At 68.4% G+C, this 12,502-nt stretch carries 15 protein-coding genes; 13 read left to right on the top strand and 2 right to left on the bottom strand.

What is annotated here, in order from left to right; translation table 11 throughout:
* Window positions 1–78: 78 nt before the first annotated feature.
* Together LPC04_RS24065 and LPC04_RS24060 are read right to left on the bottom strand one after the other, a co-directional pair.
* Window positions 79–984 (bottom strand): aldo/keto reductase, encoded by a 906-nt coding sequence (locus tag LPC04_RS24065; protein WP_275684851.1) that lies wholly within the window; start codon window positions 982–984, stop codon window positions 79–81.
* A 7-nt stretch (window positions 985–991) separates the two neighbouring features.
* A complete protein-coding gene (locus LPC04_RS24060) occupies window positions 992–1,447 on the bottom strand; it encodes a c-type cytochrome (RefSeq protein WP_275684850.1) in 456 nt (151 codons plus the stop codon).
* Between the two features lie 129 nt (window positions 1,448–1,576).
* Between LPC04_RS24060 and LPC04_RS24055 the strand changes: the two genes are divergently transcribed.
* From LPC04_RS24055 to ppk2, 13 genes are all read left to right on the top strand, one after another.
* Complete coding sequence (locus LPC04_RS24055; protein WP_275684849.1) at window positions 1,577–2,248, top strand: cytochrome b/b6 domain-containing protein; 672 nt, start codon at window positions 1,577–1,579, stop codon at window positions 2,246–2,248.
* Between the two features lie 256 nt (window positions 2,249–2,504).
* Window positions 2,505–3,023: an ATP synthase subunit I gene (locus LPC04_RS24050; protein ID WP_275684848.1), complete on the top strand. Its 519-nt coding sequence runs from the start codon at window positions 2,505–2,507 to the stop codon at window positions 3,021–3,023.
* 26 nt (window positions 3,024–3,049) lie between these two features.
* Window positions 3,050–3,913, top strand: coding sequence for a F0F1 ATP synthase subunit A (atpB, locus tag LPC04_RS24045; protein ID WP_275684847.1), 864 nt, complete (start codon window positions 3,050–3,052; stop codon window positions 3,911–3,913).
* An 88-nt stretch (window positions 3,914–4,001) separates the two neighbouring features.
* Window positions 4,002–4,268, top strand: coding sequence for a F0F1 ATP synthase subunit C (gene atpE, locus LPC04_RS24040; protein ID WP_275684846.1), 267 nt, complete (start codon window positions 4,002–4,004; stop codon window positions 4,266–4,268).
* An 88-nt stretch (window positions 4,269–4,356) separates the two neighbouring features.
* The gene (locus LPC04_RS24035; protein WP_275684845.1) at window positions 4,357–4,827 is read left to right on the top strand and encodes a F0F1 ATP synthase subunit B; all 471 of its coding nucleotides are present in this window, start codon (window positions 4,357–4,359) and stop codon (window positions 4,825–4,827) included.
* A gap of 4 nt (window positions 4,828–4,831) precedes the next feature.
* Complete coding sequence (locus LPC04_RS24030; protein WP_275684844.1) at window positions 4,832–5,365, top strand: F0F1 ATP synthase subunit delta; 534 nt, start codon at window positions 4,832–4,834, stop codon at window positions 5,363–5,365.
* 73 nt (window positions 5,366–5,438) lie between these two features.
* Entirely contained in the window at window positions 5,439–7,049 is a 1,611-nt protein-coding gene (atpA, locus tag LPC04_RS24025; protein WP_275684843.1) for a F0F1 ATP synthase subunit alpha, read from the top strand.
* 34 nt (window positions 7,050–7,083) lie between these two features.
* A complete protein-coding gene (gene atpG, locus LPC04_RS24020) occupies window positions 7,084–7,968 on the top strand; it encodes a F0F1 ATP synthase subunit gamma (protein WP_275684842.1) in 885 nt (294 codons plus the stop codon).
* Between the two features lie 27 nt (window positions 7,969–7,995).
* Complete coding sequence (atpD, locus tag LPC04_RS24015; RefSeq protein ID WP_275684841.1) at window positions 7,996–9,408, top strand: F0F1 ATP synthase subunit beta; 1,413 nt, start codon at window positions 7,996–7,998, stop codon at window positions 9,406–9,408.
* A 73-nt stretch (window positions 9,409–9,481) separates the two neighbouring features.
* Complete coding sequence (locus LPC04_RS24010; protein ID WP_275684840.1) at window positions 9,482–9,907, top strand: F0F1 ATP synthase subunit epsilon; 426 nt, start codon at window positions 9,482–9,484, stop codon at window positions 9,905–9,907.
* A gap of 151 nt (window positions 9,908–10,058) precedes the next feature.
* Window positions 10,059–10,427: a hypothetical protein gene (locus tag LPC04_RS24005; protein ID WP_275684839.1), complete on the top strand. Its 369-nt coding sequence runs from the start codon at window positions 10,059–10,061 to the stop codon at window positions 10,425–10,427.
* Window positions 10,424–11,638, top strand: coding sequence for a hypothetical protein (locus tag LPC04_RS24000; RefSeq protein ID WP_275684838.1), 1,215 nt, complete (start codon window positions 10,424–10,426; stop codon window positions 11,636–11,638). Before LPC04_RS24005 ends, LPC04_RS24000 begins: the two co-directional genes overlap by 4 nt.
* A 60-nt stretch (window positions 11,639–11,698) precedes the next feature.
* The gene (ppk2, locus tag LPC04_RS23995) at window positions 11,699–12,475 is read left to right on the top strand and encodes a polyphosphate kinase 2 (RefSeq protein ID WP_275684837.1); all 777 of its coding nucleotides are present in this window, start codon (window positions 11,699–11,701) and stop codon (window positions 12,473–12,475) included.
* Window positions 12,476–12,502 lie beyond the last annotated feature (27 nt).

Genomic DNA, 12,502 nt, shown 5'->3' with positions numbered 1-12,502 from the left:
GAGCGGCGGATCCGGCTCCGCCGGGCCGCTCGCGGGCGGCCCCCTCGGGGGGCAGGGAGCGCTAGCGACCGTGGGGGCTCACGGACACGGTGCGCCGTTGCCTGCGACCCAGATCTCGTACCAGGCCTGCGCGTCGATCTCGACGTCCAGCGCCGCCACCGCCTCGCGCATCGCGTCGAGCCGGCGCGAGCCCGTCAGCGGGATCAGGCGCGCGGGGTGGCGCAGCAGCCAGGCGTAGACCAGCGTCGTCACGGAGAGGCCGCGTTCGTGCGCGATGCGCTCCAGCACGGCGCGCACGCGCTGCGCGTCCACATCGTTGCCCGTGAACAGCCGGCCGCCGGCCAGCGCCGACCAGATCATCGGCGCGACGCCCAGATCCTGCGCCTGGTCCAGCGTGCCGTCGTAGAAAGGCGCGATGTGCAGCGGCGAGGCCTCGATCTGGTTGGTGACGAGCCCGATGCGGCGATGGAGCAGCGCGAACTGGGACGGCGTGAAGTTGGACACACCGAAGTGGCGCACCTTGCCCGCGGTGCGCAGCCGGCCGAAGCACTCGGCGAGTGCGTCGGCGTCCATCAGCGTGTCGGGGCGATGGATCAGCAGCACGTCGAGGCGGTCGGTGCGCAGCGCGGCCAGCGAGTTGTCGACCGAGCGCTCGACGTGCGCGGCCGAGGTGTCGTAGTGGCCGAGGCGATGTTCGGGCCGCGCGGACGAGACCATGCGGATGCCGCACTTGGTGACGATCTGCATGCGATCGCGCAGCTGCGGCGCGGCCGCGAGCGCCTCGCCGAACAGGGCCTCGCAGCCGTAGTTGCCGTAGATGTCGGCGTGGTCGAAGGTGGTGATGCCCAGGTCGAGACAGCCCTCGATCCAGCGCACGCGTTCGTCGACGCCGAAGTTCCAGTCGCCCATACGCCAGGCGCCGGCGACGATGCGCGACAGGGTGGGGCCGCCGGCGGCGGTGACGATCGTGGAGGCGTGCGGCATGGGGTGATCAGTGCTTCTTGCGGAAGTCGTCGTGGCAGGACCTGCAGGCGTCCGACGTCGCACCGAACGCGGTCTTCAGCGCGTCGGGGTTGCCGGTCTTGGCAGCCTCGGCCAGCTTGACGGTGGCGTCCTGCAGCCGCTGCGCCGCGGCCTTGAACTTGTCGGGCTGCGACCAGACCTCGGGCTTGGCGTTGGTGTCGCCCTTGTCGCTGCCTTCGACGAAGGCGCTCCACGGCAGCCTGGCCAGCGTGACGACGAGATCGGCGTTGACCTGCGCGACGTGCGCGTCGAACGGCACCTTGCCCTTGACCATCGCGCCGATGCGGTCGTAATGGTTGTCCATCACGGTCAGCGCGCCCTGGCGGTATTCGATCGCGGCGTCCGCGTTCTTGAATTGCGCGGCGGCGGGGCCGCAGCACAGCAACGCGGCGGCCACGAGGGCGGCGAGCGAGCAGAGTCTCATCGGTGTTCTCACGGTGGGTTCGGCCCGGGCAGGTGCCACCCGGGCTGTCGCGCAGTGTACGAAGTTCCCTCAAGTCCGGATGCGCGGCAGGCGTATCGTTGCGGCCTTGCTCACCTCGACGACCCCGCCTTGAACGACTCCGTTGCCGTGCGCGTCTGGGACCTGCCCACGCGCGTCTTCCATGTGCTGCTGGCCGTTCTGGTCACGGCAGCCATCGTCACCGCCGAGGTCGGCGGCGACTGGATGGCCTGGCACCTGCGCTGCGGCGAGGCGGTGCTGAGCCTGCTGGCGTTCCGCTGGGCCTGGGGCCTGGCCGGCGGACGCTGGTCGCGCTTCACGAACTTCCTGCCCACGCCATCGCGTCTCGCGCGCGCGCTGCGCGGGCGTGCGAGCGCCGACGAGCGCATCGGGCACAACGCGCTGGGCGCGCTGTCGGTCTGGGCCTTTCTCCTGCTGCTCACGCTGCAGGTCGCGACCGGACTGGTCGCCGACGACGACGTCGACACCACGGGGCCCCTCAACGCGCACGTCGGGGCGCGGCTGGTGAAGCGCGCGAGCCATTGGCACGCGGGTTGGGGCGCCGACCTGATCCTGGCGCTGATCGCGTTGCACGTGCTCGCGATCGCCTGGTACGCGTGGCGCAAGCGCGAGCCCTTGCTGCGCGCGATGTGGAGCGGCGACAAGCCGCTGCCGCCGGCGACGCCCGCGAGTCGCGACGACGCCGCCTCGCGCGGGCTCGCGCTGGCCCTCTGGCTCGCGGCGGTCGCCGGCGTGTGGGCGATGCTGCGCTGGGTCGGCTGAACGCGCATCGACGTCGCCGTCAAGACCCTTCGTGCGCCGGTTTGCGATGCATCAAGACTGGCGTGAGCCGTCCAGGTGCGTGGTGCACCGGGCTAGATTTGGCGCACCCTTTCGGGTTAGAATCGACAGGCTTAGTTCAACAAAAGCAGGTTTTTTCCCGGTGAATTGAAAAATGAGTCGGGGGCAATCCGCTGGGCACCGTGTCGAGGGCCACGTTCCTGAAACGATCCGTGAACGCAACCCTCGTCCGACACCCATGAGTTCTCCGAGTTCCACACCGCGGCAAGAAAATCCCGTCGAGCATCCCGGCCCTGTCGCCGGACGGCCGGGGTTGAATGCCGCGAACTGGGACGACGAGGATCCGCTGCCGCGCCGCTTGTCGGCAACGGAGGCCGAAGCGTTCCGCGATCAGCGGAGCGCGCCGTCTCCGTGGCGGGTGGTGCTGGTGCAGGCCGAGGCCGGCGCGGTCATTTCGCTGCTGGTCGGGCTGATGTTCGGATTGCCTGCGTTGTGGTCGGCGCTGTTCGGTGCCGCTACCGCGATCATCCCCGGTGCGCTGATGGCGCGCGGGGCGACGCGGATGGCGGACAGCAAGTCGCCGCTGGCCACCGCGCTGGGTCTGCTGGGTTGGGAATCGGCGAAGATTGTTTGCTCGGTGGCGATGCTCGTCAGCGCCGCGCGAGTGCTGCACCCGGTGGTGTGGCCGGCACTGCTGGTCGCGCTGGCCGGGTGTCTGACTGTGTATTGGGTGGCGCTCGCGTGGCGCTCGCGTTGAAGAACTGATCGGAAAGCTACGACCACATGGCCGCAGAAGAGCAAGCACCGACCTCCGGTGAATACATCCATCACCACCTGACCCACCTGTCGAACATCGAGACGGCCGCGCCCGTGGACTTCCACGTCGTGCACTGGGACTCGGTGTTCTTCTCGTCGCTGCTGGGTCTCGTGTTCCTGGTGATCGGCCTGCTCTGCGCGCGCCGCGTCACATCGGGCGTGCCGGGCCGCTTCCAGGCGGCCATGGAATTCCTGATCGAGATGGTCGACAACCAGGCCAAGGCGATCGTGCACAACGCGCACAGCCGCAAGATGGTCGCCCCGCTCGCGCTGACCGTGTTCGTCTGGATCTTCCTGCTCAACGCGATGGATCTGCTGCCGGTCGACCTGCTGCCGTTCCTGTTCCAGCACGCGTCCGGCAACCCCGAGGCGCACCTGCGCGTCGTGCCGACCGCCGACATCTCGGTGACGATGGGCATGTCCGTCGCCGTCCTGCTGATCTGCCTGTACTACAACGTCAAGGTCAAGGGCGCGGGCGGCTGGGCGCACGAACTGGTCGTCGCGCCGTTCGGCACCAGCAAGAACCCGATCGCGGCCGTGCTGCTGGGCGTCGTCAACTTCGCGATGCAGATGATCGAGTTCGTCGCCAAGACCGTCTCGCACGGCATGCGGCTGTACGGCAACATGTACGCCGGCGAACTGATCTTCCTGCTGATCGCCTTGCTGGGCGGCGCGTTCACGTTCACGGCGGGCGGCTTCGGCCTGGCCCTGCTGCACATCTTCGCCGGTAGCGTGTGGGCCATCTTCCACATCCTGATCATCACGCTGCAGGCCTTCGTGTTCATGATGTTGACCCTGGTCTACATCGGACAAGCCCACGACTCGCACTGAAAACCGCGCGCCACCGGCACGCCGGTGACGCGGTCCGCGCTGTCCGCATAACTACTTTCTCTCTTTCAATTTCTTAACTGGAGTCAACATGGAACTCATCAGCTACGTCGCCCTGGCCGCCGGCATCATCATTGGTCTGGGCGCTTGCGGCGCTTGTATCGGCATCGGCATCATGGGCAGCAAGTACCTCGAGTCCGCCGCTCGCCAGCCGGAACTGATGGGCGAACTGCAAACGAAGATGTTCCTGCTGGTCGGCCTGATCGACGCCTCGTTCATCATCGGCCTCGGCATCGCCCTGTGGTTCACCACGACGAACCCGTTCCTGGCTCAGCTGGCCCAAGTCGCCGGCCATTAATCGCCAGGCACCGAGTCGCCGGCGCGACCGTTTCCGCTGAAGTGGAACCGGCGCGCCGCCTCCCGACAACGGCTTTCGAGGCAATAACGTGAGCATCACCGCAACCCTGATCATCCAGATCATCGTTCTCCTGATTTTGGTCGGGGTGACGATGAAATACATCTGGCCGCCCATCGCGGCCGCCCTGGACGAGCGCGCGCGCAAGGTCGCCGAAGGCCTGTCGGCTGCCGACAAGGCCCGCAGCGAACTCGCCAGCGCCAACAAGCGCATCGAGGCCGAGCTCGGCGCCGCGCGCAACGACGCTGCCCAGCGTCTTGCCGCTGCCGAACGCCTGGCGCTGCAGATCGTCGAGGAAGCCAAGACCAAGGCGTCCGACGAAGCCGCCAAGATCGTCGCCCAGGCGCAAGCCGAGGCGCAGCAGGAGTCCGCCAAGGCGCGCGACGCCCTGCGCGACCAGGTCGCCGCTCTTGCCGTCAAGGGCGCCGAGCAGATCCTGCGCCGCGAAGTGAGCCCGGCCGTCCACGCCGAGCTGCTGAACCGCCTGCAGACCGAGCTGTAAGACCATGGCCGAGCCCTCCACCATCGCGCGGCCCTACGCCGCGGCGCTGTTCCAGTCGAGTACTGCCGCCGACGGCGCGCAGCTCGTGGCACAGCTGGACGCGCTCGCCGGCATCGCCGGCGACGCCGGCCTGCGCCAGTTCGCCGGCGACCCCAAGGTCACCGACGAACAGGTCATCAGCCTCGTGTCCGGCATCGCCGGCTCGGACCTCAGCCCGAAGCTGAAGAACCTGCTGGACGTCGTCGTCGACAACGGCCGCCTGTCCGTGCTGCCCGAGATCGCCTCGCAGTTCCGCCAGCTGGTCAACGACCGCGGCGGCGTGGCCGATGCGCATATCGTCAGCGCGTTCCCGCTCGACGCGACGCAGCAGGCCGACCTTGCCAAGCTGCTCGAGAAGCGCTTCGGCCGCCAGCTCAAGACGTCGGTCACGGTCGACTCCTCGCTGATCGGCGGCGTGCGCGTGACGGTGGGCGACGAGGTGCTCGACACCTCCGTCGTCGCCCGCCTCGAGCAGATGCGCGTCGCGCTGACCCACTAAAGAGCCGGCCCGCTCGAACAGAATCGCCCTTCAACCCAGGCGGCCTTGCGGCCTCACCTTTGGGAGCTAAGTCATGCAATTGAATCCCGCTGAAATTTCCGAACTGATCAAGAGCCGCATCGAGGGCCTGGGGGCGTCGTCCGACATCCGCAACCAGGGCACGGTCGTCTCCGTCACCGACGGCATCTGCCGCGTGCACGGCCTGTCCGACGCGATGCAGGGCGAAATGCTCGAGTTCCCGGCCACCGCCGCGGGCGTGCCGACCTACGGCCTGGCCCTGAACCTCGAGCGCGACTCCGTCGGCGCCGTCATTCTTGGCGAGTACGAGCACATCTCCGAAGGCGACACCGTCAAGTGCACGGGCCGCATTCTCGAAGTGCCGGTCGGCCCCGAGCTGCGTGGCCGCGTGGTCAACGCCCTCGGCCACCCGATCGACGGCAAGGGCCCGATCAACACCAAGATGACCGACGTCATCGAGAAGGTCGCCCCGGGCGTGATCGCGCGCCAGTCCGTCGACCAGCCGGTGCAGACCGGCCTGAAGTCGATCGACTCGATGGTGCCCGTCGGCCGTGGCCAGCGCGAGCTGATCATCGGCGACCGCCAGACCGGCAAGACCGCCGTGGCGATCGACGCGATCATCAACCAGAAGGGTCAGAACATGACCTGCGTGTACGTCGCCATCGGCCAGAAGGCCTCGACGGTGAAGAACGTCGTGCGCGCCCTGGAAGCCAACGGCGCGCTCGAGTACACGATCGTCGTCGCCGCCACCGCCGCCGAGTCGGCCGCCATGCAATACGTCTCGGCGTATTCGGGCTGCACGATGGGCGAGTACTTCCGCGATCGCGGCGAAGACGCGCTGATCGTCTATGACGACCTGTCCAAGCAGGCCGTCGCCTACCGCCAGGTCTCGCTGCTGCTGCGCCGCCCGCCGGGCCGCGAAGCCTTCCCCGGCGACGTGTTCTATCTCCACAGCCGCCTGCTCGAGCGCGCCGCGCGCGTGAACGCCGACTACGTCGAAGCGTTCACCAAGGGCGAAGTCAAGGGCAAGACGGGCTCGCTGACCGCGCTGCCGATCATCGAGACGCAGGCCGGCGACGTGTCCGCCTTCGTGCCGACGAACGTGATCTCGATCACCGACGGCCAGATCTTCCTGGAAACCAGCCTGTTCAACGCCGGCATCCGTCCCGCCATCAACGCCGGTATCTCGGTGTCGCGCGTCGGCGGCGCCGCCCAGACCAACCTGATCAAGGGCCTGTCGGGCGGTATCCGTACCAACCTCGCGCAGTACCGTGAACTGGCCGCGTTCGCGCAGTTCGCTTCCGATCTCGACGAAGCCACCCGCAAGCAGCTCGATCGTGGCGCGCGCGTCACCGAACTGCTCAAGCAGTCGCAGTACTCGCCGTTGCCCATCAGCCTGATGGCCGCGACGCTGTTCGCCGTCAACAACGACTTCTTCGACTCGCTGACGATCAAGCAGGTGCTGCCCTTCGAGCACGGCCTGCACCAGCACCTGAAGTCCAACCACGCCGCGCTGCTCGCGACGATGGAGAAGAACGGCGCGAAGTGGAACGTCAAGTTCAAGGACTCGGACAAGCCGGAGAAGATCGAGTTCGCCAAGGCCTGCAAGGCCGCGGAAGACGAGCTGCGCGCCGCCATCACCGCGTTCAAGAAGTCGTTCGCCTGATTCCCCTCCACGACCCTCTTAAAGGAGAACCGTCATGGCGGTAGGAAAGGAAATACGCGGCAAGATCAAGTCGGTGGAGAACACCCGCAAGATCACGAAGGCGATGGAAATGGTCGCCGCGTCCAAGATGCGCAAGGCGCAGGACCGCATGCGCGCGGCCCGGCCTTACGCGGAACGCATCGCCGGCATCACGGCCAACCTGGCGAAGGCGAATCCGGAATACCGTTCGCCCTACATGCGCGAGATCACGAAGGCGGGCGGCAACGTCGGCTTCATCGTGATCACGACCGACAAGGGCCTGTGCGGCGGCATGAACACCAACATCCTGCGCGCCCTCACGCTGAAGATGCGTGACGTGCAGGCCGCCGGCGGCAAGGTCAGCGCGGTGGCGATCGGCAACAAGGGCTTCGGCTTCCTGAACCGCTCCGGCGCGCAGGTCGTCAGCCACGCCACGCATCTGGGCGACGCCCCGCAGCTGGACAAGTTGATCGGCCCCGTCAAGGTGATGCTCGAGCAGTTCATCGAAGGCAAGCTCGACGCGGTGCACCTCTGCTACACCCGCTTCATCAACACGATGAAGCAGGAACCGATGATCGTGCCGCTGCTGCCGCTGTCGTCCGAAGGGATCCAGTCCGGCGCGTCGACCGACAAGGGCGGCTACGCGTGGGACTACATCTACGAACCGGACGCCTCGGTGGTGATCGACGAGCTGCTCAAGCGCTACATCGAGGCCCTCGTCTACCAGGGCGTGGCCGAGAACATGGCGTCGGAGCAGGCCGCGCGGATGGTGGCCATGAAGGCGGCCACCGACAACGCGGGCAACCTCATCGGCGAGCTCAAGCTGATCTACAACAAGACGCGTCAGGCGGCGATCACCAAGGAATTGAGTGAGATCGTCAGCGGTGCGGCTGCGGTTTAAATCTTTCGAGATATTCAAGGAAAAAAGATGACGACTTCTAATGCCATGGGCAAGATCGTTCAAACCATCGGCGCCGTGGTCGACGTCGAGTTTCCGCGCGACGCGATGCCCAACATCTACGACGCGCTGAAGATGGACGGCACCGCGCTGACGCTGGAAGTCCAGCAGCAGCTGGGCGACGGCATCGTGCGCACGATCGCACTCGGCTCGTCCGACGGCCTGCGCCGCGGCAGCATGGTGCGCAACACCGGCGCGGGCATCACGGTGCCGGTCGGCAAGGCCACCCTCGGCCGCATCATGGACGTGCTGGGCAACCCGATCGACGAACGCGGCCCGGTCGACCAGGCCCTGACCGCCCAGATCCACCGCAAGCCGCCGACCTACGACGAACTGAGCCCCTCGCAAGAGCTGCTCGAGACCGGCATCAAGGTCATCGACCTGATCTGCCCGTTCGCCAAGGGCGGCAAGGTCGGCCTGTTCGGCGGCGCCGGCGTCGGCAAGACCGTCAACATGATGGAGCTGATCAACAACATCGCGAAGGCGCACTCGGGCCTGTCCGTGTTCGCCGGCGTCGGTGAGCGCACCCGCGAAGGCAACGACTTCTATCACGAGATGGCCGATTCGAAGGTCGTGGACCTGGACGATCTGCCGAACTCGAAGGTCTCCATGGTCTACGGCCAGATGAACGAGCCGCCGGGCAACCGCCTGCGCGTCGCGTTGACCGGCCTGACGATCGCCGAGTCGTTCCGCGACGAAGGCCGCGACGTGCTGTTCTTCGTGGACAACATCTACCGCTACACGCTGGCCGGCACGGAAGTGTCCGCGCTGCTGGGCCGCATGCCGTCCGCCGTGGGCTACCAGCCGACGCTGGCCGAGGAAATGGGCCGCCTGCAGGAACGCATCACGTCGACCAAGGTCGGCTCGATCACCTCGATCCAGGCCGTCTACGTTCCGGCCGACGATTACACCGACCCGTCCCCGGCCACGACCTTCGGTCACCTGGACTCCACCGTGGCGCTGTCGCGCGAAATCGCGTCGCTGGGCATCTACCCCGCGGTCGACCCGCTCGACTCCACCTCGCGCCAGATCGACCCGAACGTGATCGGCCAGGAGCACTACGACACGACGCGTGCCGTGCAGGCCACGCTGCAGCGCTACAAGGAACTGCGCGACATCATCGCCATCCTGGGCATGGACGAACTCGCGCCGGAAGACAAGCTGGCCGTGGCCCGCGCCCGCAAGATCCAGCGTTTCCTGTCGCAGCCGTTCCACGTCGCCGAAGTGTTCACGGGCTCGCCGGGCAAGTACGTGCCGCTGAAGGAAACCATCCGTGGTTTCAAGATGATCATCAACGGCGAATGCGACCACATGCCGGAGCAGGCGTTCTACATGGTCGGCACCATCGACGAAGCGATCGAAAAGGCGAAGGGCATGCAGTAAGGCGCCCCGGCCGCCGAGTCGCATCGGCGGCTGACGCCCTGCATCACTTCTCCCTCATCGAAACGGAACTCACATGGCAACCATTCACGTCGACGTCGTCTCCGCCGAAGAGCAGATCTTCTCGGGCGAGGCGAGCTTCGTCGCGCTGCCGGGCGAGAACGGCGAGCTCGGCATCATGCCGCGCCACACGCCGCTAATCACGCGCATCAAGCCGGGCGCCGTGCGCATCAAGCGCGCGAGCGACGGTGCCGAGGAATTCGTGTTCGTCGCCGGCGGCATCCTCGAGGTGCAGCCGGATCGCGTCACCGTGCTGGCCGACACCGCGATCCGCGGCAAGGATCTCGACGAAGCCAAGGCCGCCGAGGCCAAGAAGGCGGCCGAGGCCAAGCTGTCCAACGCCAAGACGGACTTCGACGTCGCCAAGGCGCAGAGCGAGCTGGCCGTGTTCGCGGCGCAGCTGTCGGCGATCCGCCGCTTCCGCGACCAGGCCGGTCACTGATCGTCGGCGATCCGCCCCGACAAGCCCGCCCACGGCAACGTGCGCGGGCTTTTTCACGCCCGGCGCGAGCGGCTCGCCTCCAAGAAAACGGGGATAGGCGCGGTCGCTGTCGCACGACACAATGCGACGAACCGCCGAGGTGGAGACGTCGATGAACCAGATTTCCAGCGAACAATGGAAGCAGTTGGGCCGTGACTCGTTCGATGCTCGCCTGATCGCGATCATTCGCCGCAACCATCCGGAGCAGGCCGCGAAGATGGACTTCGCCAGCGTCGTCGGCGCGTTCCATCGCCAGGCGGCCAAGGCGCAGCACTACGGCCTGACCGATGAACACTCCGCGGCCACCTTCGTCTACACGGCGTGGCTGATGGGCGAGGAGTTCGACACCCGCATCCCGGCGATCGCGCAGATCCTCAACGACAAGCGCATGAAGGCCATCGAGAAGGCGAAGGCGCTGGCCAACTTCTCGCGGCTGGTGTTTCGCACGCTGTCCGGCGGCGCGCCCAGGAGTGCCGCATGAGCATGGGTGGACCCCTGGGCGACGCCATCGCCGGCGCCGAACCCGCCGCCACGCAGCAGCTGCAGCAGCTCGCGGCACCCGCCGCCGACGCGGCCGCCAAGGCGGCGGCGTTGCAGTCGCAGGCCGAGGCCGCCGCGGGGGCCGAGGCGCAGCAGGCGGTCGCGCAGGCGCAGGCCGAGGCCGCGCAGGCCCAGCAACAGGCGCAGGCGGCCCAGGCCGCGGCGCAGCAGGCGGTGGCCGACGCGCAGGCGCAGGCGCAACAGGCCCAGGCGGCCGCGCAGCAGGCGGCCGATCAGGCCCAGGCCGACGCGAGCGCCGCCGCCCAGCAGGCGCAGGCCGAGGCCCAGCAGGCCGCGCAGCAGGCCCAGCAGGACGCCCAGCAAGCCCAGGCTGCGGCCGCGGCGGCGGCCCAGCAGGCGCAGGCCCAGGCGGCACAGGCGCAGCAGGCGCTCGCCGACGCCCAGGCGCAGGCGACCGCGGCCGCCGACGCCGCCGCCGGTCCGGCCGAGGCCGCCGCGGCCAACGCCGCCAAGGATCTCGGCAACGAGTTCTCAAGCGTCACGCCCACCGGCCTGCCGGCGGTGCCGTGCGCGTGCACGAACTGCATCCGCCAGGCCGTGGATCCGGCCATCCCCGCGATCCCCGGCACGCCGGCGCTTCCGGCGATGCCCGCCCTGCCCGACCTGCCGGCCATGCCCGCGATGCCCGCCCTGCCCGAGATGCCGGCAATGCCCGCGATGCCGGCGCTGCCCGCGCTCCCGGCCACGCCCGCCTTGCCGGCGATGCCCGCGCTGCCGGCGCTGCCCGCGCTTCCGGCCATGCCCGCGATGCCCGCCATGCCGGCGATGCCCGCGATGCCGGCCCTGCCCGCGATGCCCGCCGTGCCCGCCATGCCGGCCACTCCGGCGATGCCCGCGATGGACGGCCTGCCTGCGCTGCCAGCCCTGCCCGCGATGCCGGCGCTGCCCGACATGCCGGCCATGCCCGCCATGCCGGCGATGCCGCCCCTGCCGGCGATGCCCGCGATGCCGGCCATGCCCGCGATGCCCGCGATGCCCGCGACACCCGCGTTGCCCGCGCTGCCCGCGACGCCGGCGGTTCCCGCCATGCCCGCGCTGCCCGCCATGCCGGCGATGCCCGCCATGCCGCCGATGCCGGCCATGCCCGCCACGCCGGCGATGCCCCCGCTGCCAGCCGTGCCGGCGTTCTGATCGCGTGCAAGGCCTGCCGGTTGCCCGTCGGGGATTCCCGAACCAGCGCATCATCCGGACATGAGCAAGGACAAGAAGCAGAAGCACGGCGCGAGCTACGAAGACGAGCTGGTCCCGATGCAGGTCGCCCTCAACGGCGTGATGCGCGTGCTCCAGGACAAGGGCGAGCGCGTCGTCGTGCTGTTCGAGGGCCGCGACACGGCGGGCAAGGGCGGCGTGATCAAGGCGGTCTCCGAGAAGCTCAACACGCGCCAGTGCCACATCGCCGCCCTCGGCGTGCCGACCGACCGCGAGAAGGGCCAGTGGTATTTCCAGCGCTACGTCGCCTACCTCCCCGGCGCGGGCGAGATGACGCTGTTCGACCGCAGCTGGTACAACCGCGCCGGCGTCGAGGCGGTGATGGGCTTCTGCACGCCGGCCCAGACCGACGCGTTCCTGAAGGCCGCGCCCGTCTTCGAGAAGATGCTCGTCGACGACGGCATCCGCCTGTTCAAGTACTGGCTCACGGTCGACCAGGCCGAGCAGGAGCAGCGCTTCGCCGACCGCCAGGACGACCCGCTGAAGCAGTGGAAACTGTCGCCGGTGGACCTGCAGGCGCGGGCCAAGTACGACGAGTACGGCCGCGCCCGCGACCGCATGCTGGAGGCGACCCACACGAAGTGGGCGCCCTGGACGCTGGTGGACTTCAACGACCAGAAGGCCGGCCGCCTGAAGCTGATCGCCAACCTGCTGTCGCGCCTGCCGGTGCCCGCCGACGACGCGCCGGAGGTGGAGATCCCGCCGCTGCCCGGCAAGCCGCTGAAGGAGAAGTTCCGCGGTCCGTTGAAGCCGATCTGACCGGAGCCCGCGGGCGGGGATAATTCA

It is taken from the genome of Scleromatobacter humisilvae (assembly GCF_023231945.1).
GTDB lineage: Bacteria > Pseudomonadota > Gammaproteobacteria > Burkholderiales > Burkholderiaceae_C > Scleromatobacter > Scleromatobacter humisilvae.
The sequence above is the reverse complement of the archived record's forward strand: the minus strand, read 5'-3'. Positions and strand labels throughout refer to the sequence as shown.

Excerpts from the sequence above, each read along its gene's own strand:
- LPC04_RS24065 (WP_275684851.1), bottom strand. The coding sequence starts at position 984 with ATGCCGCACGCCTCCACGATCGTCACCGCCGCCGGCGGCCCCACCCTG.
- LPC04_RS24060 (WP_275684850.1), bottom strand. The coding sequence starts at position 1,447 with ATGAGACTCTGCTCGCTCGCCGCCCTCGTGGCCGCCGCGTTGCTGTGC.
- LPC04_RS24050 (WP_275684848.1), top strand. The coding sequence starts at position 2,505 with ATGAGTTCTCCGAGTTCCACACCGCGGCAAGAAAATCCCGTCGAGCAT.
- atpB (WP_275684847.1), top strand. The coding sequence starts at position 3,050 with ATGGCCGCAGAAGAGCAAGCACCGACCTCCGGTGAATACATCCATCAC.
- atpE (WP_275684846.1), top strand. The coding sequence starts at position 4,002 with ATGGAACTCATCAGCTACGTCGCCCTGGCCGCCGGCATCATCATTGGT.
- LPC04_RS24030 (WP_275684844.1), top strand. The coding sequence starts at position 4,832 with ATGGCCGAGCCCTCCACCATCGCGCGGCCCTACGCCGCGGCGCTGTTC.
- atpA (WP_275684843.1), top strand. The coding sequence starts at position 5,439 with ATGCAATTGAATCCCGCTGAAATTTCCGAACTGATCAAGAGCCGCATC.
- atpG (WP_275684842.1), top strand. The coding sequence starts at position 7,084 with ATGGCGGTAGGAAAGGAAATACGCGGCAAGATCAAGTCGGTGGAGAAC.
- atpD (WP_275684841.1), top strand. The coding sequence starts at position 7,996 with ATGACGACTTCTAATGCCATGGGCAAGATCGTTCAAACCATCGGCGCC.
- LPC04_RS24010 (WP_275684840.1), top strand. The coding sequence starts at position 9,482 with ATGGCAACCATTCACGTCGACGTCGTCTCCGCCGAAGAGCAGATCTTC.
- LPC04_RS24005 (WP_275684839.1), top strand. The coding sequence starts at position 10,059 with ATGAACCAGATTTCCAGCGAACAATGGAAGCAGTTGGGCCGTGACTCG.
- LPC04_RS24000 (WP_275684838.1), top strand. The coding sequence starts at position 10,424 with ATGAGCATGGGTGGACCCCTGGGCGACGCCATCGCCGGCGCCGAACCC.
- ppk2 (WP_275684837.1), top strand. The coding sequence starts at position 11,699 with ATGAGCAAGGACAAGAAGCAGAAGCACGGCGCGAGCTACGAAGACGAG.